Below are 22885 nucleotides of genomic sequence, written 5' to 3' on the forward strand. Positions count from 1 at the left end.
TTCTCCCTACTTATAGATGTGTTGGACAAAGAGAGCATATCACCGGCAATAGCCCGCAATTGTTGCCGCTCACACTGGAATGTGCGTTAGGTCACACATCAAGGTGGTGAGCTCGAAATATTTGTAAAGAGAAATTAACATATGCCGGAATTCTCAGCAGAGTCTCAACGGCAGGAATCAGAATTCACCGAATTTCGCAGCACTGTGAACCCTCAAATTTGGTGACGGACGTCTCTGTAATTATTTTGTTGCCTGTGTTTCAAATTCGGAAAAATAATCGTTGATATATCAACACCGAAATCATCGTATACTCGGAGAAACCCGAGATCAGGCAGCAAAATAATCTGCAAGGGCCAAAATCGCAGAAAATCCACGCCTTTGGCATGGATTTTCTTGCGCGAAGCGCTCATGCAGCGCGCGCGATCATCCGAAACGACCGGAGATGTAGCGTTCGGTGTCCTTCTCCACAGGATTGGAGAAGATTGTCGTCGTGTCATTCATCTCGACCAAATGACCAGGCTCCCCAACCGCTCGCAGATTGAAGAATGCGGTGTAATCAGAAACACGAGCGGCCTGTTGCATGTTATGCGTAACGATGACGATCGTGTAGTCCTTCTTCAGCTCGTTGATCAGATCCTCGACGGCAAGCGTCGAAATGGGATCCAGAGCGGAGCAAGGCTCATCCATAAGCAGCACCTGCGGATGCACTGCTACTGCGCGGGCAATGCACAGACGCTGCTGCTGACCACCCGAAAGACCAATGCCCGGGTTGCCCAGACGATCCTTGACTTCTTCCCACAGATTCGCGCCGCGCAAGGCCCACTCAACCAGATCATCCGCATCCGACTGCTTGAGACGACGATTGTTCAGACGAACGCCTGCAAGCACATTGTCGCGAATCGACATGGTGGGGAATGGGTTTGGACGCTGGAAGACCATGCCAATATCACGACGAACCGAGACAGGATCAATGTCCTGTGCATACAGATTCTGACCTTCCAGAAGCACCTCACCCTTGACATATGCACCAGGAATGATCTCGTGCATACGATCCAGGGTTCGTAAGACCGTTGACTTGCCGCAGCCGGACGGGCCGATGAAGGCGGTGACCTTGTTTGGTTCGATGGCCATATTCACATCTTCAACTGCGAGAAACTTCCCGTAGTAGACGTTCAGATGATTAACATCTATGCGTTGTCCCATATTTGTTCCTTTACTTCACGATCCCTGCTGGAATCAGTGATGACACAGTCTTCAAAGTTTAGTTTTCAGTCTTTACCGCGAAAAGCTTGGCTACCAGACGACCAATCAGATTCAGCAACAGCACGATGATGATCAGCACCAAGGCCGCTGCCCAGGCACGTTCCATGCGAATCTGTGGCAGGCACGGAGGAGTCGCCTGCAGCGCTGTGGCCGAGCAAGTGGCCAGTCCCTGCGAATACTCCTGATAGACATACACAGGCAAGGTGGTCATGCGGCCGCTGAAGAGATTCAAGTTCGTCGTCGAGATAAAGCCCGCAGCAATGAGCAGTGGAGCGGTTTCACCGATAACACGTGCAATGGCAAGAATCACACCGGATACGATGCCGGGAAGTGCGGTTCTGAGCACAATCTTCGTAATCGTTCGCTGCTTGGTAACGCCAAGCGCATAGGCAGCCTCGCGAAGGTCATTGGGAACTATCTTCAACATTTCCTCGGAAGTCTTGACCACGGTCGGAATCATCAACAGCGAGAGGGCAACCGAACCGACAAATCCATTCACCGTTCCCGGCCCGACCAAGGTGTTGAACAGAGCGTATGCAAACAGGCCAGCAACGATGGAGGGGATGCCGCTCATCACGTCAACCAACAGACCGATGGCGCGGGCGAGACCACCATTGTGTGAGTACTCGACCAGGTAGACTGCACACATCAAACCAAGCGGAATCGAGATGATCATCGAGCCAAGGGTCACCAGGAGCGTGCCAATGATGGCATGCACAATGCCGCCATAACCGCCACTAGGCGTTGCATTGCCGCCAACGACACCAGACATGTTGTAGCTCAGGAAGTTGAGATTCAACCGGGCTACACCCGATGAAATCGTCGTCCAGAGTACCGAGACAAGCGGTATCAAAGCAATGACGAATGCCGCGATGATGAAAACCCTCATCGTCCAGTCCTTGCGCTTGCGTGCGGCAATGTAGGATCTGGTCGGCTTGAACTTATCGAAGTCAATCGTTGGATGAGAATCAGACATCATGCTCTCGCTTTCTCAGTGATCTTACGAGCTATGAAGTTCACGAGGAATGTAATGAGGAATAGAACCAGGCCGGTCGCAATCAGCGTCGAAACCCCAAGGTCATTTGCCTCTGGGAACTGCGCGGCTATGTTCGCGGCAATGCTCTGATTCTGCGAAGCCTGCAGCAGCTTGACGGAATACGACATGCCGGGCGAAAGAATCATGAGTACGGCCATCGTCTCGCCCAATGCGCGACCAAGGCCAAGCATCGAAGCAGAAATGAGGCCCGAGCGTCCAAAGGGAAGCACCGCAAGTTTGATCATTTCCCATTTCGTAGCTCCCATGGCCAAGGCGGCCTCCTGCTGGAGGCGGGGGGCTTGCAGGAAAATGTCGCGTGCAACAGAGGTGATGATCGGAAGAATCATGACCGCAAGCACGACGGATACCGTGCCGACGGTACGTGATGGGTCTGCGGCGGGTCCTTTGAACAAAGGAATCCAACCAAGATATTGGGCGACCCATTTCCAGAAACCGGTGATATGAGGCACCAGCACGATACCGCCCCACAGACCATAGATAACAGAAGGGATTGCTGCAAGAAGATCAACTACATAGCTTAACGCGGTTGAAAGCTTTCGCGGAGCGTAGTGCGAAATGAAGAGTGCAATGCCAACCGATATTGGAAAAGCGAGCAACAAGGCCAAAGCCGAAATAAGAATCGTACCGAAGACGAGCGGTCCAACATATTGCAGGAAATTATGCGCCTGTCCACCTGTGAATGAGACGATGGTGTCCTCATTGGCCTTTTGACTGCCAGTGAGCAGAGGCATCGCTCGAACTAAAAGAAATAAAGTCACGGCGGCCAATGCCACCAGAATCATGATTCCGGCCCCATAAGCCAGACCTTTGAACACTTTGTCGCCGGACTTACCCGATGTAGTGTTCTGTGTCACCGTTGTCTGCGAACTCAAGGCTTCTCCTTCATCGTATGCGATTCACGCATTGAGTCTCACTGTATACCTTATCGGAATGCCTACAGGCAAACGGACAATGAATTTTCTGCCTTGTCGGCAAACAATCCGCCCCACCGGTGGCCGCGACCACCCATGAAACGGATTGTTCATTCATCATGACGTTTGTCACTTCAGCATTCGCTCAACAATCAGAAACCCTGCGAAAGTCGTTCACTTGGTCTTGATCGCGTTGATTGACTTCATGACATCAGCGCGCAGAGAAGCTGACATTGGGGCGCTACCTGCACTGTCGGCAGCGGTCTTCTGACCCTCTTCGCTGACAACATAGGTGAGCCACTGCTTTGCGAACTCGCCATTCTTGGCGGTCTTATATGCAGGGCAGGCGATGTCGTACGAGACGAGGACGACTGGATATGCGCCGGACTCGGTCGTGTTGTGGTCGATCTTGATGACGACGCGATTCTTTTGAGTTGCGGTGTCATCCTTGGGAGAAGCATCGACAACCTTGGCAGCAGCATCCGCTGAATAAGGAACGTAGTCATCCCCAACCTTGACGGCTGCTGTTCCAAGGGATCCAGCCTGTGAGGCATCGGCGTAGCCAATGGTTCCTTCGGCCTGGTTGACAGTGGTGATCACGCCGGAAGTTCCCTTGGCACCCTGACCAACGTTGTTCGGCCAGTTCTCGCCGACCTCATAAGGCCATGCAGCATCTGCGGTGTCCTTGATGTAGCTGACGAAGTTCTTGGTGGTACCGGACTTGTCAGAACGGTGGACGACGGTGATTGCCAGGTCAGGAAGCTTGGCATCTGGGTTCATCTTGGCGATTGCAGAATCGTTCCACTTGGTGATCTTGCCATCGAAGATCTTGGCGATGGTTTCACCGTCGAGATTCAAGTGCTTGCTGGTTCCGTTGAGACCGGCTGACTTGAGGTTGTAGACGATTGCGATTGGGGAGATGTACACAGGAACATCGAAGGCGGTGCCTGTTGCGCAAACCGACTTTGATTGTGATACCTGGTCTGATGTCATTGCGGCATCGGAGCCAGCCCAGACTGTCGAACCGGTAAGGAAGGTGCTCACACCTGCACCTGAACCGGATGGGTCGTACGAAATTTTTGCATCAGGCTGCTTGTCAGCAAAGCCTGCAATCCAAGCCTCAACGGCACTCTGCTGTGACGATGCACCTGCTCCTGCGAATTCACCAGATATTGAAGCAGTGGCAGAAGTTGAAGCTGAACTTGACGATGTTGCACTTGTGTTGTCACCGCAAGCTGCAAGGGCTGCCAACATGGCAAAACCAGAAATTGCAGCGACGGAACGGATCAACGCATTGTTACGCATATATTCTTTCCTCTATCATCCTTGACGGTTACCCGCCTGAGTGCCTTCCTCAATACATTGTGGCGATCTCAACCGACCCCACCCATCGTGAACATGGCACATGGAAGTTCATGACAGCTCCAAGCGTATTGGGTGAATCAGGCCTCGGGAAGCGAATAAGGTTAACGGAGCATGAACAGGTGCTTATATCTCGTGATTTCCGTCGAGCTTTCGAGTTTGTGTGCCCAAAGCCGGGATTGCGGGTCATTCCACGCAATCTCATCGCGACAAGACAGGTTTCGGACTCAATTCATGCGTTCATTGACCGGGTTCGTCGATTTTGTAGCCAAGACCACGAACCGTGGTCAGATACTTTGGATGCGCCGGATCGGTCTCAATCTTGGAACGTACCCGTTTCACATGCACATCCAAGGTTTTTGTGTCGCCAACATAGTCAGAGCCCCAGATGCGATCAATGAGCTGATGTCTGGTCATCACTCTGCCTTTGTTCTGCAAGAGATATTCGAGAAGTTCGAATTCCTTGAGTGGGAAAAACACATCACCACCTCGAACCTGCACTGCATGCTCGCCAACCTGCATGGATACATCACCACAGGTCAAGGGCATGTCTGCATGAACCGGACTCCCCTGTTCTGCGGCATGATTGCTCTGGTTGCGCCTGAGCACGGCACGGATTCTTGCCAGAAGCTCACGGAAAGAGTACGGCTTGGTAACGTAGTCATCAGCCCCGATTTCAAGCCCGACAACCTTGTCGATTTCCGAACTTTTTGCCGTCAACATGATGACGGGAACACGTGACTGCTCGCGTATCCGCCTGCACAGAGCAATACCATCCAAACCTGGGAGCATCAGGTCCAAGAGCACCAAATCGACACCGCCCTTGGTAAATATATCGAGACCTTCCTCACCTGTCGCGGCTGCGGAAACATCATAGCCTTCTCTATTCAGCTGATATACCAGAGGCTCTCTGTATGATTCCTCATCCTCCACAATCAGTATGCGAGTCATTCAACACCTTCCCGTGAACGTCACCATTCTCTAATCACCTATGTTGCTGCAGCCTATTGAGCCCGGGCTGCTTTGGAAGCATTCCCTACACTACCGGTTTTGCCTTCAGCCTCGACCGCCTTGGCAGCCTTCATTGCGGCAGCGTCAACATCAGTCTCGTGCACATCGTTGACTTTCGAGTGCCGAGGCAGCGTTATGGTGAAGGTTGAGCCCTCACCTTCCCTGGACCATACAGCGATGGTTCCACCACACTCCTGCACACAGTGCTTGGTAATGCTCAAGCCCAGACCAGTCCCACCCGTTTCTCGCGAGCGCGCGGGATCGACGCGATAGAATCGCTCAAAGACCCTGCTGAGCGAGCGTTCCGGTATCCCAATTCCCTGATCAACCACCTTGATGCGAATATTCTGATCATCGGCAACGATTCCCACCGCGACATGCGTCTTCACCGGCGAATATCTGATGGCGTTCTCCACGAGATTCTTCACGGCTGTCTTCAATGCATCGGCATTGCTCACGATCAACACGGGACTCGGGCAATCCTTGGCATGCGTTTCATCGTCAACGGCGATTCGCTGGCCATTCATGGAGAGCATTATCTCAATCTGCTTTGATTCTGCCTGAACGAGATTCTCCCGTATAGCATCAGCTACCGTATCCAGAACATTCGTTTGCTTGTCGTCAGAGATGTCCAGCGTTTCCTCGGCCTTCTGCAATTCAATCAATCTGCCGACCAAACCCGTCAGTCTCTCTGATTCCTTTGAAATTCTTCCTGAGAAATAGCGAACCGCATCGGGATCGTCCGACGCGTCCGAGACTGTTTCTGCAAGCAGCGCAATTGCCCCTGCAGGCGTTTTCAGCTCGTGAGAGACGTTGGTGACGAAATCGCGTCGCATACGTTCAAAGCTTCGCTGCTCGCTGGTGTCCTGAATCAGGATCGCATAGATTTCACCGGCCACCCTGCCCACACGAACTCTCAGATTCACTTTCTTTGACGGCAGAACCGTTCCTGGCTGCACTCCCAGCCCAGAGATGCCTTGGGAGTGCAACGATGCCACGCTCCCCGGCTTTGCAGCCGGATCGGCATATCCATTGCGATCGCATTCAATTTCCCGCTCTCGCAATACGCCATCAGCTGTGGTCTGGTTGAGCATGTCGATCAGTTCTTCGGAGATGAGACGGCCATTGTCAATAAGTTTCAATTCCTCGACAACGGGACTGGCGTATTCCACTGCCCGCTCGGGGCCAAGCACAATGACACCGCCATACATAATCTGAATCAGACCACGCTCAGCCTGCGCAGTCACGACGGTTTTACCGAAAATAGAATCGCGTCGTTCGTCACAAGCAGCATCGCGCTTCGCTGTGCGCGAAGCACCAAGCCTATAGAATCCCCAGAATAAAAGGCATATCACCAATACCGCCATTGCTGCTGCAAGACCGATCTGCCACGTCAGTATGCCGATTTGCATAGTGTCTTCTCCCCTGAAGTCTTGACGATTCCCTGACTGCTTCGCTTCCATGATATTGCCGCAAGGCAATGATCATACACAGGGATGCCTGAATATATATCTGCCCATGCAGATAGAATCGTATATTTCGCAGGAGTTTTTTGGGGTGAAAATTTCTTGCTGAAGTATTGTTGAATGTTTGATGAATTCGAGAGAAGTGAGTTAATGCGCGCACGCTGGCATGGTCCAATGGAAACGGTTACAGGAAGCAAGGCGTTCGCACACGGAAAGCTGACTCGTCCAGCACTTATCTCTATTTCTATTCTGACCTTCATCACCTTCGTAGGCAACTTCACCCAGCTGCAATTGACCAGTGCACTGCCGACGATGGTGCGCGAATTCAATATTTCAGTCACCACCGGTCAGTGGATGACTTCCATCTTCCAACTCGTCATGGGCGTCATGATTCCTTTGACGGCCTTCCTTACCAAGCGCTTCACGACCCGCGAGATTGTGATTGCGTCAATGGCCATTTTCACTACTGGGTCATTACTCAGCTGGCTTTCGCCCTCCTTCATTCTTGTTCTGGCAGGTCGAACACTCGAGGCTGTAGGTACAGGTGTGATGTGGCCGGTTCTGCAGATAACCGTCTTTTCCATATATCCGCTGGCCAAACGCGGAGTGGCGATGGGAACCGTTGGCCTTGCCATGAGCGTAGCTCCAGCACTGGGGCCAACATTGGGCGGATTGCAGACTGATAGCCACGGGTGGCGTTCGATATTCTTCTCATTGACCATTCTCGGTGCAATATGCATGATCGTTTCGATGTTCTGGCTACGTAATTTCGGCTCCCGCAACGAAAAAATGCACGCGGACTTCTTCTCGGCGAGTCTTTCCGTAGTCGGCTTTGGCGGGCTGCTCTTCGGCTTCACCAACATTCAGGCCTATTCGATTGAGAGTCCGATGACCTGGCTTCCCATGATCATAGGCATCGCCGGCATCATATGGTTCGTGCTGCGTCAAATGCATCTGACGGCACCGTTACTCGATCTTGCCGTGTTCCGCAATCGTGGTTTCACGATTGGAACCATCGCCGCTTCCCTATCATTCTTTGCTTTCAGCTCGATCATGGTGATCATGCCGCTGTACATTCAGACAGACCGTGGATATTCGGCAACCATGAGTGGTCTGATCATGCTTCCCGGGGCTCTGGGCATGGCAATCGCACAATTCTTTGGAGGTCGATCCCTTGACCGTTTCGGCGCCCGTCCGGTTGCCATCACCGGTAGTCTGGTGCTGACATTGGGCACGATTGGTATGAGTCTTGTTGGACTCGATACCTGGATTTGGTGGGTCTCCATCTGCCAGTTTGTTCGGCAGGTAGGCATGGGCTTCGTGTTGATGCCAATAACAACGTGGGCACTCAACTGTCTCGAGCCGGAGGAGGTTTCTGCAGGCTCTGCCGTGACCAATACCGTCCGGCAGCTTGCAGGAGCCATGGGCGCACCGGTGCTGGTCATCCTCATGGAGAGTTTTGTGGCTGCACGCCGATCTGCAATGGGAGGCGGAGCAAGCACCGCGGTGCCGGCAAGCATCTTCGGCATCGACTGGATTCTACGGGTGTCATCGCTGATCTGCGTGGCCATGTTCATTCTTATCTTCCTGGGCGTGAAAGGTGATGGAGCAGGCAGCGGACGCGCCATGGCGCGCGTGGCATTGCGCAAGATGCGCATCGTGCATCTGCCCGACCTGCATTCGGCACCCATTGTGCACAGCATCGAGGAATTTTCAGAGAAACATGTGATTTCCCATGTTCCGTATCTTTCCCACGTGTCCAAGGATGACGCAGCTTAGGGTTATGAGTTCGGAAGACCCTGATTCGTTATTGCCGTCTGTGACTCGGGTGTGGGGGTGAACGGCTGTGCCCACAAAACTATTGTGCCCACGAACCGCTGTGTCCACTAAACCACTGTGTCCACTAAACCACTGTGCCCATCAAACCGCTGTGCAGGCGCGCTACTCTTTCGGCAACTTCTGATGTGGACAACCGTGAAGCACGATGAGCATCGCCTGCCTCTCAGACTTGGTAATTGTCAAGCGATATTTGGTTTTTACCGCGATCTGTCTGGACACATAGCTGCATTGATACGCCTTGTTGCTGGGCAGCCAGTACGCGGCCGAGGCACTGCCCTTCTCTTGGTTTGCGCTGCCATTGACTGCAAGAAGATTGTAAGGATCATTACCAAATCGATATTTTTCGGCCTTCGTCCAGGCGTGTGCTCCTGATTTCCATGCGTTCTCGAGCGCTACGACATGGTCTATCTGCACCTTCGCACTCGTTTTCGCACCACGCACAAAATTCATCGTCTGTGCAGTATAAGGATCTTTGAGAACGCCAGATTGAACGATGCAGCTACCGGTATAGGTGAACTTCACCGAGCTGAAGTCTCGTGTCAGAACATCGTCTCTCACATCGCAGCCATTGCCGTCAACATCAGTTTCACGAAAACCGAATGATGCACGGTCATACTTGGTTGAGGTCGGCACAATATCGCTCACGCGCAGCAGCTGCATGGCAGTTGCCGCTGCACCCGTTGCATGATACCCGCCGCTGAGATCGTTGATGTGGTCACTGAATTTCGGCAGCAGCACTCCAGTGACGATGCCAAGCACCACCGCAATCACCATCAAAGCACAGAGCCGTGCAAGTGACTTGTCCCTGCGATGATGCCGTGCGCGTTGCCAGCTTCGATGCGGTCTTGTCGGTGGTGAGATTCGTCTTGAACTCATGGTCGACACCATTGGATCGAAGACATACCCAGACTCACGAATATGAGAAGGTTCGCGGATCATGCCCCGCACGTGTCGGACCATCCAGTTCGGTTATCGCATCGTGCTCACTCGCTGAGAGTTCGAAATCGAAAAGATTCAGGTTTTCGATCTGACGCTCGCGATGCACCGATTTTGGAATGATGATCGTACCGTTTTCAATATGCCAGCGCAGAATCACCTGTGCTTCGGAAACCGTTCTGCCTTCCCTACTGTGGTTCCTGGCAATCTCTGCGAGCAATCCCCCGCCCGCATGGAAATCGGCTCCCCTGGCCAGTGGTGAATATGCCTGAACGGCTATACCATGCTCTGTGCAATACTGAGTGACTTCATGCTGCTGCCATGTTGGATGCAGCTCGATCTGATCGACCGCAGGATATTCACCGGTCTGCCTGTACAGTCGGTCAAGATCTTCTGGCAGAAAATTGCAGACGCCGAGTGTCCTCACTCTGCGTTCGTCGCGAAGCCGAACGAATGCCCTCCATGTATCCGCCGATCGCCAGTTGAATGGCGTGGGCCAATGAATCATATACATATCGACATAATCAGTTCGGAGCAGACCGATCTGACGATCAAAAGCCTTCAACGCTGTGTCATAACCCTGCTCCGAATCCTTGAGCTTGGTGGTGAGCCACAGACTCGCCCTCCGCTCGCCAGTATTGAATCCGCTCCTCTCCAAACCCTTGCCAACACCCTGCTCATTGCCGTAACCGGCAGCGGTGTCAATGTGGCGATATCCGACCTCAAGCGCCGATTCCACCACTGGAGCCGTGTCATCGTCATCGATTCGTAAAACCCCCAGCCCCACCTGAGGGATTGCATTTCCATCGGCGAGCGTTATGCGTGGTGTCTTGTCTTGTATTGTGCCGCGGTCTTCGTCCACAGTGGGTCCTTCCCGTTCGATGGTTGACATCGTGAAAATATCCATGCATGCCTATAAACAACTCCAACACTAATGACAACACTACAAAGGTCACAGCATATTGCTCGAATGTGGTCGAATATGGCGCCATCATCTTACGAAAGCCCGCGCTCAGATCGAGATTTCAAGTTTTGCAGCAATTCCAAAGTATATGTGCCGCAAAACCTTGAAATTTCGACCAAAAGCAGCGGAAATTCGAGCTTTATACTTTCACATTGCCACAAAACTCGAAATCTCAACAATTAACCCGCCATGCAAACGCTTGCAAAGCGGGTTAGTCAGAAGACAATGGAATCAGTGACGATTATCAAGACGATGATAGATCTCGGAGAGTTCCAGATCCTTCACGAAACGGTCAGGCTTGGTGTTCTCATCAATCGTTGCAAGCTCAACACCGGCAATGCGTGCAAAGTCTTCCCAGGCTTCACGACCGACAGTCGTGGTCATGCATGTATGGTGTGCGGCACCGGAACGAAGCCAGCACTCTGCTGACACCTTGAGGCTTGGACGTGGTTCCCAGAGTGCACGGGCGGTAGGCAGATTCGGCAATTCCTTGTCGGGGGGCACAACGTCGACCACATTCATCGTCAGACGGAAGCGCTCGCGTACATCGGACATGGCGATGACAACGGCATCGTTCTTCGCAGTTGCAGTGAAGACCAGGCGAACTGGATCTTCCTTGCCTCCGATGCCCAATGGATGAATTTCGAGGCGTGGCTTGCCATCGGTCTTGAGCGATGGAGAAACCTCGAGCATATGAGCGCCAAGGATCTTCTCCTTGCCCTGCACAAAGTTGTATGAGTAGTCCTCCATGAGCGAGCAGCCCCCCTCGAGACCATAACCCATGACATTGCCAACCCGAACAAGCAGCGAGGTCTTCCAGTCGCCCTCTGCCGAGAAGCCATAACCATCGGCCATGAGACGCTGCGCTCCAACTCCCGGAAGCTGGCGTAAGGCTCCAAGATCCTCAAAGTTGTCGACTGCTGCGGTTGCGCCCAGATCGTCGAGCATATTGCGCATACCCGCTTCTTCCTGAGCTGCGGTGTAGAGAGAGTCATAGCGTGAGTCCAGAAGTTCGGGAGCCACATCATAGAGTTTCTTGTAATCCTCGATGATTGCCTTGACCTGATCCTCTTTCACCGCGTCAACATAGGCAACCAGCTCGTTGACCGGCCACGTGTTGATTGAGGTGCCGAATACGCGCTCGGCCTCGGTCTTGTCACCCTCGGTCACGGCAACGTTGCGCATATTGTCGCCCCAGCGGCAGATCTTCATGGTATTGGCCGCATCCCAGCCAGCGCAGGCACGAGCCCACACACCGATCTTCTCAGCAACATCGGGATCGGTGTAATGACCGATGGCGATCTTGCGTGCAATGCCCAGACGGGTCACGATATAGCCAAATTCGCGATCACCATGAGCAGCCTGGTTGAGATTCATGAAGTCCATGTCCATGGTCTCCCATGGAATCTCCAGGTGATGCTGGGTATTGAGCTGCAAGAGCGGCTTCTTCAATTCCTCAAGTCCGCGGATCCACATCTTTGCAGGACTAAAGGTGTGCATCCATGCGACGACACCGATGCATGTCTTCGAGGCAGAAGCCTCGATCATGAAGTTCTTGATTGATTCGGAGTCCTTGAGGGTCGGCTTCAACACCAGCTTGACCGGAATCCTTTCCGATGCATTCAGAGCATCCGCAATGTCTGCGGACTGCTGTGCAACCTCGCGCAGCGTATCTTCGCCATAGAGATCCTGCGACCCGACGGCAAACCACAATTCCTTTGCTTCAAACGGATTGACCATTGACATAATGTGTAATTCCTTCCTACCACCTTGTAGGTTGTTACTCGTATGAGCTGATGTTCTTCAGTGCTGCCCGTAAACGTTCTGATAACGATCGTTGAGTTTATCGATATCGGCCTGTGGAATCTCGATCACGTCACCGAGCTGTTCGGCCGCCCATACTGTATGGGCAACTTCCTCCGTCATTGCCGCAGCCTTGACTGCCGATTCGGCATCCTTGCCGATGGTGAATGGCCCATGGTTCTGCATGAGCACCGCAGGTGACTTCGGGTATTGCTTCAAGGTATCAACGACGCCCTTGCCGATTGCCTCGGAACCGATCAGACGGAATGGTCCGACAGGAACCGGCCCGCCAAACTCGTCACCCATCATCGTCAGCGCGCAGGGAATGTTCTTTCCTGTGGCAGCCCACGCGGTTGCATAGGTTGAGTGCGTATGGACGACACCATAGACATCGGGCATATTGCGATAGATGTAGGCATGGGATGCGGTATCGGAACTGGGCGCCTCGGAACCGTCAACAACGTTGCCGTCAAGATCAGTGACGACCATCGACTGCGGCGTCAGATATTCATAGCGGACACCGGATGGCTTGATTACCATCAAATCGGCGGAACGAAGGCGCTGAGAGACATTGCCCGCAGTCCATACGACGAGATTCCATTTCAACAGCTGCTCATGCAGGATCGCCACCGTTTCGCGCACCTGCTTCACCTCGGCCCGGACCTCAGGGCCAAAATCATTAAGAGTAACCATCATTATCCTTCCTTGTATTGTGTAACTCCGTACCTCTGTGTTGGAGAGAATGGCTTGTAGAAATACGTTGGAATATGCGCAGCGGCGTCATGCAGCGGCGTCATGCAGCGACATCACGTAACGACGTCACGCTGCGTATTGTCCTACTCGCCATCCTCTTCGAGCGGAATGGTCTCGACCGCCTTCTTCTCAATTGCAAGGCTTGCCATAAAACGATCGAAGAAGACCTCGAATCCTTGAACATCCTTCGGGTCGGGCGTTTCTGTTGTGCCCTGGGCATCTGCAAACACGCAATCATCGAGATACTGCTCCAATGGCTTGTCGGTATGCTTCAGGTAATCGGCCAGAACTGCCATGCCCCAGGCCCCACCCTCTGCAGCCGTAGACATCACGGTTATGGGAGTGTTGAAGGCGGCGGCAAGAATCTTCTGGGCAACCTTGGGAGTGGTGAAGATTCCACCGTGACCTATCAAAGAATCCACCTTGACATGCTCCTCCTTCACGAGAATGTTCATGCCAATCGTGACCGGAGCGAACGCCGAGAACAGTTGAGCGCGCATGAAGTTGGCAAAGTTCATCCTGCTCTCTGGGCCTCGCGCAAAAACTGGACGGCCTTCGGTAAGTCCTGCGAGGAATTCTCCTGAATAGAAGCAGTAGTTGATCAGTCCGCCGGCATCTGGATCCCCTGTGAGCGCTGCGTTAAAGAGTGCTGCATACAGTTCGTCGGTCTTCAAGGTCACGCCAATCGACTCGGCAAATTGGCTAAAGACTCGTGCCCAGGCATTGAGATCCGAAGTGAAGTTGTTGGCATGGCTCATGCCCGCCAAATCCCCGGCTGGCGTGGTCACCACGTCAATCTCGGAATGGAGCGCCGCCAGTTTGTGTTCCAGCACCACCATGGCAAAGATGGATGTGCCTGCGGATACGTTTCCCGTTCGCACACGCACGGAATTCGTTGCCACCATGCCTGTTCCCGCATCTCCCTCTGGTGGGGCAAGCGGCGATCCGGCTTCGAGATTGCCGGTTGGATCAAGCAGGAGCGCACCCTCGGCGCTCAGAGTGCCCGCTTCACTTCCAGCCACCAGAGGTTCGGGAAGAACATCCTTGATATTCCAGTCATACTGAGCAACCTCGGGTAATTTTTCGAAGGCATCAAGCATTGCTGATTCAAAGTTTTTGGTTTCAGGATTGATAGGGAACATTCCCGATGCATCGCCAATGCCGAGCACCTTGCGCCCGGTGAGCTTCCAATGCACGTAACCCGAGAGGGTCGTCATGTATGCAACTTTCGAAACATGCTCCTCCTTGTTCAGGATTGCCTGATACAAGTGCGCAATGGACCAACGCTCTGGGATGTTGTATTGGAAAAGTTCGGAAAGTCTCTTATGCGCCTGCGAGGTATTGGTATTACGCCATGTTCGGAATGGAACAAGCAGATTGCCTTCCTTGTCGAAAGCAAGATAGCCGTGCATCATGCCAGAAAAACCAATGGTTCCGATGTGCTTCAGCCGCTCGCCGTATTGCGAAAGAGCCGATGCCGCCAATGCGGCATAGGCTGAACGAGCACCTTTCCACACGTCTTCCAGCGAATAGGTCCACAGGCCATTGTCAAGCTTGTTCTCCCACTCAAAATCACCGTTGGCCAGTGTTCGATACTGCTCATCGATAAGGACAGCCTTGATGCGGGTGGAACCGAATTCAATGCCGAGCGATGTTTTGCCACAGTGAATGGCACTGGCTGCCTCGCTTGTTGAATCATCATGGTGATCATTCAGTACATCATGGATGTGTGCCATAAAAGCTCCTTTGTGCGACGTTGCGGGAATAGATATTCCTTAAGCTCAGTTGTGTTGTTCTCTCACAGTTCGGGCATGCGGCGGTTATTCCTTAAGGCTCACACGAGAATTGTTAGCGCTCACATAATGAGTCTATACCTCTATGGCGACTGTACGTAGCACTGTGGTTGGCGTGTTGAAAACTGCTGTGACAAAGATGCAGATAGCGGGGCCTTACGGGATCACTCGCCTCTGGCCTGAGTCAAGGACCGCCTTTTCATAAGCGTTGCAGGCACGAGACCCGCACCATGCAGACTTTCACGGAACAGCGGATGTGGCCCCTCGTTAAGCAATGCGAGCACTTCGCGCATTGCCAGGGTGCCAAGTTGATCGAAATGCGGATGAACAGTCGTCAGTGGTGGATAGAGATTGTCCATTCCCGGCATGTCATCGAAACCTACCAGGCTCATATCCTGTGGAATGCGAATGCCGTGTTCATGCATCGCGCGCGAAGCTCCTATCGCCTGATTGTCGTTTGACGTAACGACCACGGTGGGCAATGAGCTGCCCCCGCTGCCGCTTTCATCCAGAAAATGGTTCATGAGAGCATAGGCTTCGCTTGCAGACCAGCTTGAGGCCTGAATCACATCAGTATGAATGTTCATCTGCCTGCAATAGGTCTGCCAGGCCTGCCGCCGCGTATGCGCATCGCGCCATTGCGCTGGTCCTGCGAGGTACAGTGCCGTTCGGTGATCCAGGCTTCTGACCAAGGTGGCAACATCCCTCATCGCAGACCACTGGTCTATGCCGAGGAATGAAACATCCTGCGTTCCATGATTATGGGTCAGACCTTCCTCAATGCTCATGGCGCCATGGGTTGATGTGATGATGACCTTCGGCTGATTGATTCTTGCCTGACATGCTGCCGCAAACATCAGATCGGTGGGAGCAAGGAATATGAACGCATCCACATTTTGCTCGAGGAACATTTCGCACAGTTCCTCAACATCCTTCTTTGATGCCTTGGACTCGTCAATCATGCCAACCGACATGAAAAGACCATGGGATCTGGCAACGCTCTCTATGGCGCTCATTGACGACACAGGCCCATAGAACTGCACGCCGCCCGCAATGAAGCCTATGGTGCGCGACCTGCTGGAAGCCAAGGCTCGTGCGGAATTGCTGGGACGATACCCCAGCCTGTCGATGGTCTTCTGAACCTTCGCACGAGTCGAGTCAGAGACATCCTGGGAATGATTGATCACTCGCGACACCGTTTGATGAGAGACACCCGCACATCGCGCGACCTCGAATATCGAAGGGCGTTTTTTGCCATTGTGTATGCCATGGTGTGCGCCATCGTGTATGCCATTGTGTGCGCCATTTGCACTGCTCATATGCGCATTCTCCTATCTGGCTCAGTTTCCTTGAGCATACTCGATGCGCTGCAATTCCATATATCAACACGCTTCAAGGATTCCTGTACGATTCTTCACAGGTCAATGTCCACAAGCCAACGCCACAATTCAATGCCGCAGACATTGTAGGTACATGCATTTTCAAAGGTGCTGACTATTCCAAATGCCACGAGATTCTGTGCAAGTCCGATGGTCCGTACTGCCGTATCGCCGCACGGTGAGCAGCTGAGCCATATCCCTTGTTGCGTTCCCAATGGAATGGCTGATATTCGGGATGCGTCTGCGATAGCTGTGTCATCAAGGCATCACGTCTGACTTTGGCGAGCACTGAAGCGGCCGCTACCGTGGCACACGATGCATCAGCCCGTATCTTGGTGAATACCGTGGGAATGATGGAAACATCAGGCGTGTCGAAGGCATGCAGAGCTTTGGTGATGTAGTCGAAGGGACCATCGAGAATCACAGCCACGGTGGTCTGGCGAGGCAAGGTAGAGAATGGTTGCGAGACTTGATTGGCCGGGGCCAAATGAGCAGTCTGATTCTCCTGAACGATCTCGGTCGCATTCTGCTCGTGACGCATTGCCTGCACGTCACAGGAATCTTCAATTGCAGAAATTGCCCTGAGCGCAGCCAGCCCCAACGCATGGGAAATGCCCGACTGATCGATTTCGTGGTTGCTTGCCGAACCCACCGACCACGCATCCGACCATGTCTGCAAGGGATCTATCAGCGATTCCCTACGATGTGGAGTCAGCATCTTGGAATCCGCCAAGCCCGTGGGAACGTTGTGATCCTGCACCGAATGCGATCTCAAGGCAGCAGCGCCAACCATCACAGGACCGGCAAGCGAGCCGCGACCTACCTCGTCAAGGCCGATGATCAGGTCAAATCCCTGTGCAATGATTGCCTGCTCCATCTTCAAGGTTGGAACGGCGTGAATCGTTGTCTGTATGGTGGAATCCTTCAGCGACATTGAATCTTCATTCCGTGGTCGAATCCGCATTGGGAACCGAGGCAAACACGTTCTTGTGATTGCTCAACACCGACCATCGCGATATTGGCCAATAGACCACCATACCAACCCCGACAACATCAGATTCAGGAACAAGACCATTATCGCCATCATTTGCATGATATCGGGAATCAGCGGAATTCGAACGGTTATCACCAAGAACGAAGACGTGCCCAGCGGCGACCTTGACATTGAATGCCATGGAACTCGGATCAACGCCCGGCCGAATGTAATCCTTCTCGTCTATGGCGACACCGTTAATCGTTATTGGCCAGCCCGGACCCTTACACGCCACGGTGTCACCCGGCAGACCTATCAGACGTTTGATCAGATATTCACTATTTTGATAGGAAGTGGAAGAACTCTCGGCGCTCAGCCAGTGCGCGGGATCCTTGAAGACTATGACATCGCCTCGTGCAAGACCAGGATGCTTCGGCGCGATTTTCGAGGTGATGACGCGATCACCAATCTGAATGGTATCCATCATTGAAGCTGACGGAATTGAATAGAATCCAAAGAAAAAGAGCCTGATGACCAACACGATGGCAAAAGGAAGAACAACCAGCGTGAACAGATTTTTCATGCTGAACAATGATTCAGTCTCAGGCACCTGCGGCGGTGCCTTATGGCGAGCCGTTTGACCACGACGCACATATGCGGCTGGGTCAACGCCTCTGTCTGCAACGGCGATCACATACTCATCGTCATCTGAATCGTGCACGGCTTGCTACTTCGCTTTCTTGAGGTGACACAGTCCTGAGGCAACACAGCGCGCTGCGAATCCAACGCGGCAGTCTTGACGCAATTCACGACTATAATCGCAGTTTAGTCCAAAATAAATGACCCGGAGTCATGGGACTTCGGGTCATGCTGATGCCTGGTGATGCTGCCTTATGCTGCAAAGAACATTACTAGGTCACTTCGTTTCGGAAGTTGCGGCCTTGTTATCCTTCCGCTCAACGATACGAGCTGCCTTGCCGCGAAGATCACGAAGGTAGTACAGCTTTGCACGACGGACACGACCCTTGCGCAGGAGCTTCACCGAAGCAATCTGTGGGGAGTGCAGTGGGAAGCGGCGTTCGATTCCAACGCCAAAGCTCACCTTGCGGACCACGAAAGTCTCACGCAGACCGGCACCGGAGCGAGCAATCACCACGCCGGTGAAAGCCTGGATACGGGTGTTGTTGCCCTCTGTGATATTCACATTGACTTCAACGGTATCCCCAGAGCGAAAATCTGGAATTGACTCTTCTGACTTGAGCTGTTTGGCCTCAAAGTCTTGAATAGCATTCATGCTGTTCCTCCATCACTGCCGTACATCAGTGCATGATAAGGGGTTTGCACGCGTTGATTTGCGTACCTCAAACCCAATCATTTCCTGCAAGTTTGCCCACAGGAGAGTGCCGATCCGCCACGATGCGAAGCTCATCGCCTCGCATGGCTGGACCTCTTGAAAACGGGGTCTATACGGCAACCCCGATTTCGGCATATCAAGTTAGCATCTTAACCCATTCTCACGACCTGACGCAACAATGGGCCAAGACAGTGACTACTCGCGGTGTGCGCGGTAGAAGTTGATCAGCGACTGGGTGGACTGATCCTGCTGCGCAAGAGCTTCGTCATCGCTCGAGATGGCTGGCGTGATCTGCTTTGCGAGAACCTTGCCAAGCTCGACTCCCCACTGGTCATAGGAGTCCAGACCCCACACGGTGCCCTCAACGAAGGTGATGTGCTCATAGAGAGCAATCAGCTCACCAAGTGCGAAAGGTGTCAGTGCATCGCCAAGGATTGACGTTGTTGGACGGTTTCCGGTAAATACGCGTGCCGGAACGATTGCTTCTGGCGTTCCTTCTTCGCGGACTTCATCAGCGGTCTTGCCGAATGCGAGCGCCTTGGTCTGTGCGAAGTAGTTGGCGAGGAAGAGCTCGTGAACATCCTGGTCGCCATCCTTGACAGGATTCGGCGTGTTGGCAAAGGCGATGAAGTCAGCCGGGATAAGGCGTGTGCCTTGATGAATCAGCTGATAGAAGGCGTGCTGGCCGTTTGTTCCTGGCTCACCCCAATAGATCTCTCCGGTCTGTGTGGTTACCGGAGTGCCATCCCAGCGCACGGACTTGCCGTTTGATTCCATCGTCAGCTGCTGCAGATACGCAGGGAAACGGTTCAGGTATTGGTCATATGGCAGAACGGCATGCGAATGGGCGCCGAAGAAGTTCACATACCAGACGTTGATGAGACCAAGCAACGCGACGACATTCTGCTCGATTGGTGTGTTGGCAAAGTATTCATCGATTTCATGGAACCCATGGAGGAACTCTTCGAAACGCGCTGGTCCAAAGACCACAGCCAAGGATGTGCCGACTGCCGAGTCCACGGAATAACGGCCGCCAACCCAGTTCCAGAAACCAAAGGAATTCTGTGGATCGATGCCAAAGGCCGCAACCTTATCAAGAGCGGTCGAAACTGCAACGAAGTGACGCTCAATGGCATCCTTGCTCTGCTCTTGCGAACCATCAATTGCGCCCTGTGCCTGAAGCTCTTCGAGCAGCCAGGCCTTTGCCTCACGAGCGTTGGTCAGCGTTTCGAGAGTTGAGAATGTCTTGGAGACAATGATGAAGAGCGTGGTCTCAGGGTTCAAGCCCTTGGTCTTTTCAGCAAGATCGTTTGGATCAATGTTGGAAATGTAACGAGCTGAGATGCCTGCATCCGCATATGGCTTCAATGCCTGATATGCCATGTTGGGGCCAAGATCCGAACCGCCGATACCGATATTGACAACGGTTTCAATCTTCTTGCCGCTGACGCCCTTCCACTCGCCCGAGCGAACCTTGTCGGCGAACGCATAGATGCGATCGAGTGTCTCACGAACGTCCTTGACGGTGTCCTGACCGTCGACGATGTATTTGCCCTCGTCTTCGACTGGACGGCGAAGCGCGGTGTGAAGCACAGCACGATCTTCGGTGTTATTGATATGGACACCGCTATACATTGCCTTGAGACGCTCTTCCAAGTTCACGCTCTTGGCGAGATTTGCAAGCAATGGCAGCGTTTCAGGCTTGATCAGGTTCTTGGAAAGATCAAAGTGCAAGTCACCGGCATCGAAGCTGAGCTTTGCTGTACGCTGTGAATCTTCGTTGAACCAAGTACGCAGATCGATGCCTTCGTGCTGCAGATCTTCAAAGTGCTTCTGCAGATCCTTCCATGCTTGGGTAGCTGTGGCATCAATTGGGGGGTTAATTGCCATGATTCGATTCCTTTCATCAACTTCATTGTCAAGCGATACAAACGTTTGCATTTCAGGTTTGCCTCGAATTCCGTTGTTCACATTACTTACAAAAGTGGACATTATCAAACAAGTTCTTGCATTCTGCAGTGTCGGAATCAGATTGCCGCCATGTTTTTCAACAACTTCATATTCATTGTGAACTCTTCAAAGTATAGATACTTCAAATTGGCGAAATTACACTAATCAACGGCCTGATTGTGCCCTAAAAACGCCATTGATACTTTGAAGAGTTCACAATGAGCACTGCTTCTGGGAAATTCAGTGTGTTGAGACGTGTTCCGTCTGCTAGAGGATGTCATGGTGACCCGATTTCGCCAAGTAGGCCACCATGTCCTTGACTTCTTGGCTGCGAGCGCGCGGTGCAACAAGCAGTGCGTCCGGTGTATCAATGACGATAAGGTCATCGACGCCAAGCAGGGCAATGGTTCTTCCAGACTGTGGGGCAACGACGTCTCCTGCGGAATCGAGATATACCAGATTATCGGAGTCCCCAAGTACCTTGATATTCTGCCGGTTTGAGCTCGGCAGCAGCGCGGCGACTGAATTGAAATCGCCTACATCGTCCCATCCGAATCCCCCGGGGATCACAGCGACCCCGCTTTTTGCCGCAACCGGTTCGGCTACGGAATAGTCAAAGGCGATTTTCTCGATTCCGTTCCACCAACGCCCCATGGCCTGAGCGCGCTGTTCCTCTCCCTGATCCCAAGCTTGAGCAATCGCTTGAATGGCTTTATATATATCAGGCTTCGTCTGGCGCAGGTTATCGAGCAAGACATCCGCACGCATGATAAAGATGCCGGCATTCCAGCGATACTCCCCCGTTTCCAGGTATCCCTGCGCCGTTTGTGCATCTGGTTTCTCAACGAAGGATTCAACCAGATGGGCGGATGGCGCGTCAGGAATCTCCGACGCCAATGATCTGCCTTCGTGGATGTAGCCGAATGCCGTGGAAGGCCGTGATGCCGCAATGCCTATTGTCGTGATATATCCCGCACGAGCGGTGACGACTGCCTGACGTACCGATTCTGCGAATGCAGTGTTGTTGCGGATAACATGATCTGCCGCAAATGAACCGACCACTGAACGCTCTCCGAAGCGGCGTGCAACCACTGCAGCGGCCAAGGCAATGGCAGCCGTGGAGTCTCTGGGAGAAGGCTCGGGAAATATTGCAGACAGATCCAGCTGTGGAAGTTGTTCGCATATAGGCTTGACATGCTGCTCTCCCGTGGAGACATATATATGGTCAGCTCCGCATAGCGGTACCAGGCGGTTGTAGGTTGATTGCATGAGCGTCTGACCTGATCCAACCAGATCATACAGGAATTTGGGCTTGGCCTTACGGCTTAACGGCCACAACCGCGTGCCGACTCCACCAGCTGGAATGATTGCATGAAAGTCCTCAAGTGTCATGCTTTCATTCTCTCGCAGGTGTTGTACACGCTTGAAACTCGCGACGCCACAGCCCAGGACTGGACAAATCTCAAGTTTTCAGTACAATTTTAGGACTGTGCCGAAGTTTATGCTGAGGCATATGATTTGTGCCGAGGCAAGGTCTGGGCAATACGAGGTTTTCAAGAAACCAGCTTTTCATAAGCTGAAAACATTGAGAAGCGTGTGTTGCAGAAGATTTTGGCGACTTGCCACTTTAGCTCAGTTGGTAGAGCGGCTCACTCGTAATGAGCAGGTCGACAGTTCGATTCTGTCAAGTGGCTCCATGCACACATTGCACCACATCCGAAGTATGCTGGGCAAGGTGCATTTCAGATGTAGCATGGTTCGAATTCAACGTTCAATCCGTCAATTCCCATCATGCCTTATCTGGCACAAGCGCGAGTGGCGTAATGGTAGCCGCGCAGGATTTAGGTTCCTGTGTCTTCGGACGTGTGGGTTCAAGTCCCATCTCGCGCACGATAAAGGTCTTATTCGAACCCGTCTTATCGAAGTTTTCGGCGGACGGGTTTGGGCTTCCGGAGCGGCTGTGATGTCGTTTCTTCAAAATACTTGTCAAACGTGCGATAATACCTACAGATTGCAGCGCTCAACTTGCTTGGCGGCGATAGCAATAACCGCAGTCAGCTAGGTCTTAATG

18 protein-coding genes and 2 tRNA genes are annotated in these 22885 nt (G+C 52.8%); 3 read left to right on the plus strand and 17 right to left on the minus strand.

The genetic code is table 11. The features are described from left to right. Positions 1–423: 423 nt before the first annotated feature. From pstB to BAQU_RS07980, 6 genes are all read right to left on the minus strand, one after another. The gene (pstB, locus tag BAQU_RS07955) at positions 424–1203 is read right to left on the minus strand and encodes a phosphate ABC transporter ATP-binding protein PstB (protein WP_094694500.1); all 780 of its coding nucleotides are present in this window, start codon (positions 1201–1203) and stop codon (positions 424–426) included. A gap of 58 nt (positions 1204–1261) precedes the next feature. Beyond that, a complete protein-coding gene (pstA, locus tag BAQU_RS07960) occupies positions 1262–2242 on the minus strand; it encodes a phosphate ABC transporter permease PstA (RefSeq protein ID WP_094694501.1) in 981 nt (326 codons plus the stop codon). Then, complete coding sequence (gene pstC, locus BAQU_RS07965; RefSeq protein ID WP_094694503.1) at positions 2239–3192, minus strand: phosphate ABC transporter permease subunit PstC; 954 nt, start codon at positions 3190–3192, stop codon at positions 2239–2241. Before pstC ends, pstA begins: the two co-directional genes overlap by 4 nt. Positions 3193–3405: 213 nt before the next feature. Then, positions 3406–4536: a phosphate ABC transporter substrate-binding protein PstS gene (locus BAQU_RS07970; RefSeq protein WP_094694505.1), complete on the minus strand. Its 1131-nt coding sequence runs from the start codon at positions 4534–4536 to the stop codon at positions 3406–3408. A gap of 297 nt (positions 4537–4833) precedes the next feature. After that, positions 4834–5544, minus strand: coding sequence for a response regulator transcription factor (locus BAQU_RS07975; protein ID WP_094694507.1), 711 nt, complete (start codon positions 5542–5544; stop codon positions 4834–4836). Positions 5545–5597: 53 nt separating this feature from the next. Then, complete coding sequence (locus BAQU_RS07980) at positions 5598–7004, minus strand: sensor histidine kinase (RefSeq protein WP_415446928.1); 1407 nt, start codon at positions 7002–7004, stop codon at positions 5598–5600. Between the two features lie 240 nt (positions 7005–7244). On the opposite strand from BAQU_RS07980, the gene BAQU_RS07985 reads away from it, so the two are divergent. Further along, complete coding sequence (locus tag BAQU_RS07985; protein WP_338022702.1) at positions 7245–8849, plus strand: MDR family MFS transporter; 1605 nt, start codon at positions 7245–7247, stop codon at positions 8847–8849. A 162-nt stretch (positions 8850–9011) separates the two neighbouring features. Here the strand turns inward: BAQU_RS07985 and BAQU_RS07990 are convergent, their stop codons facing one another. From BAQU_RS07990 to BAQU_RS08040, 11 genes are all read right to left on the minus strand, one after another. After that, positions 9012–9785, minus strand: coding sequence for an HNH endonuclease family protein (locus BAQU_RS07990; RefSeq protein ID WP_094694545.1), 774 nt, complete (start codon positions 9783–9785; stop codon positions 9012–9014). A 34-nt stretch (positions 9786–9819) separates the two neighbouring features. Beyond that, positions 9820–10737, minus strand: coding sequence for an aldo/keto reductase (locus BAQU_RS07995; RefSeq protein ID WP_094694547.1), 918 nt, complete (start codon positions 10735–10737; stop codon positions 9820–9822). A 303-nt stretch (positions 10738–11040) separates the two neighbouring features. Further along, complete coding sequence (araA, locus tag BAQU_RS08000) at positions 11041–12555, minus strand: L-arabinose isomerase (protein ID WP_094694511.1); 1515 nt, start codon at positions 12553–12555, stop codon at positions 11041–11043. 57 nt (positions 12556–12612) lie between these two features. After that, positions 12613–13305, minus strand: a complete 693-nt coding sequence (locus BAQU_RS08005) for an L-ribulose-5-phosphate 4-epimerase (RefSeq protein ID WP_094694549.1) — start codon at positions 13303–13305, stop codon at positions 12613–12615. 143 nt (positions 13306–13448) lie between these two features. Continuing rightward, the gene (locus tag BAQU_RS08010) at positions 13449–15101 is read right to left on the minus strand and encodes a xylulokinase (RefSeq protein ID WP_094694513.1); all 1653 of its coding nucleotides are present in this window, start codon (positions 15099–15101) and stop codon (positions 13449–13451) included. A gap of 221 nt (positions 15102–15322) precedes the next feature. Next, on the minus strand, positions 15323–16396 hold the full coding sequence (locus BAQU_RS08015; RefSeq protein ID WP_244568490.1) for a LacI family DNA-binding transcriptional regulator: 1074 nt from the start codon (positions 16394–16396) through the stop codon (positions 15323–15325). Between the two features lie 256 nt (positions 16397–16652). After that, on the minus strand, positions 16653–17471 hold the full coding sequence (locus tag BAQU_RS08020) for a ribonuclease HII (protein WP_169713290.1): 819 nt from the start codon (positions 17469–17471) through the stop codon (positions 16653–16655). A gap of 7 nt (positions 17472–17478) precedes the next feature. Then, a complete protein-coding gene (gene lepB, locus BAQU_RS08025) occupies positions 17479–18231 on the minus strand; it encodes a signal peptidase I (RefSeq protein WP_415446920.1) in 753 nt (250 codons plus the stop codon). A 195-nt stretch (positions 18232–18426) separates the two neighbouring features. Beyond that, a complete protein-coding gene (gene rplS / locus BAQU_RS08030; RefSeq protein ID WP_094694517.1) occupies positions 18427–18804 on the minus strand; it encodes a 50S ribosomal protein L19 in 378 nt (125 codons plus the stop codon). A gap of 255 nt (positions 18805–19059) precedes the next feature. Continuing rightward, on the minus strand, positions 19060–20754 hold the full coding sequence (gene pgi / locus BAQU_RS08035) for a glucose-6-phosphate isomerase (RefSeq protein WP_094694555.1): 1695 nt from the start codon (positions 20752–20754) through the stop codon (positions 19060–19062). Between the two features lie 327 nt (positions 20755–21081). Then, complete coding sequence (locus BAQU_RS08040; RefSeq protein WP_094694519.1) at positions 21082–22206, minus strand: mannose-1-phosphate guanylyltransferase; 1125 nt, start codon at positions 22204–22206, stop codon at positions 21082–21084. A gap of 229 nt (positions 22207–22435) precedes the next feature. On the opposite strand from BAQU_RS08040, the gene BAQU_RS08045 reads away from it, so the two are divergent. Both BAQU_RS08045 and BAQU_RS08050 read left to right on the plus strand, forming a co-directional pair. Beyond that, positions 22436–22511: transfer RNA gene (locus tag BAQU_RS08045), tRNA-Thr, on the plus strand. Positions 22512–22623: 112 nt separating this feature from the next. Further along, positions 22624–22704: transfer RNA gene (locus BAQU_RS08050), tRNA-Leu, on the plus strand. Positions 22705–22885: the final 181 nt, after the last annotated feature.

This window comes from Bifidobacterium aquikefiri (assembly GCF_002259795.1).
Classification (GTDB): Bacteria; Actinomycetota; Actinomycetes; order Actinomycetales; family Bifidobacteriaceae; genus Bombiscardovia; species Bombiscardovia aquikefiri.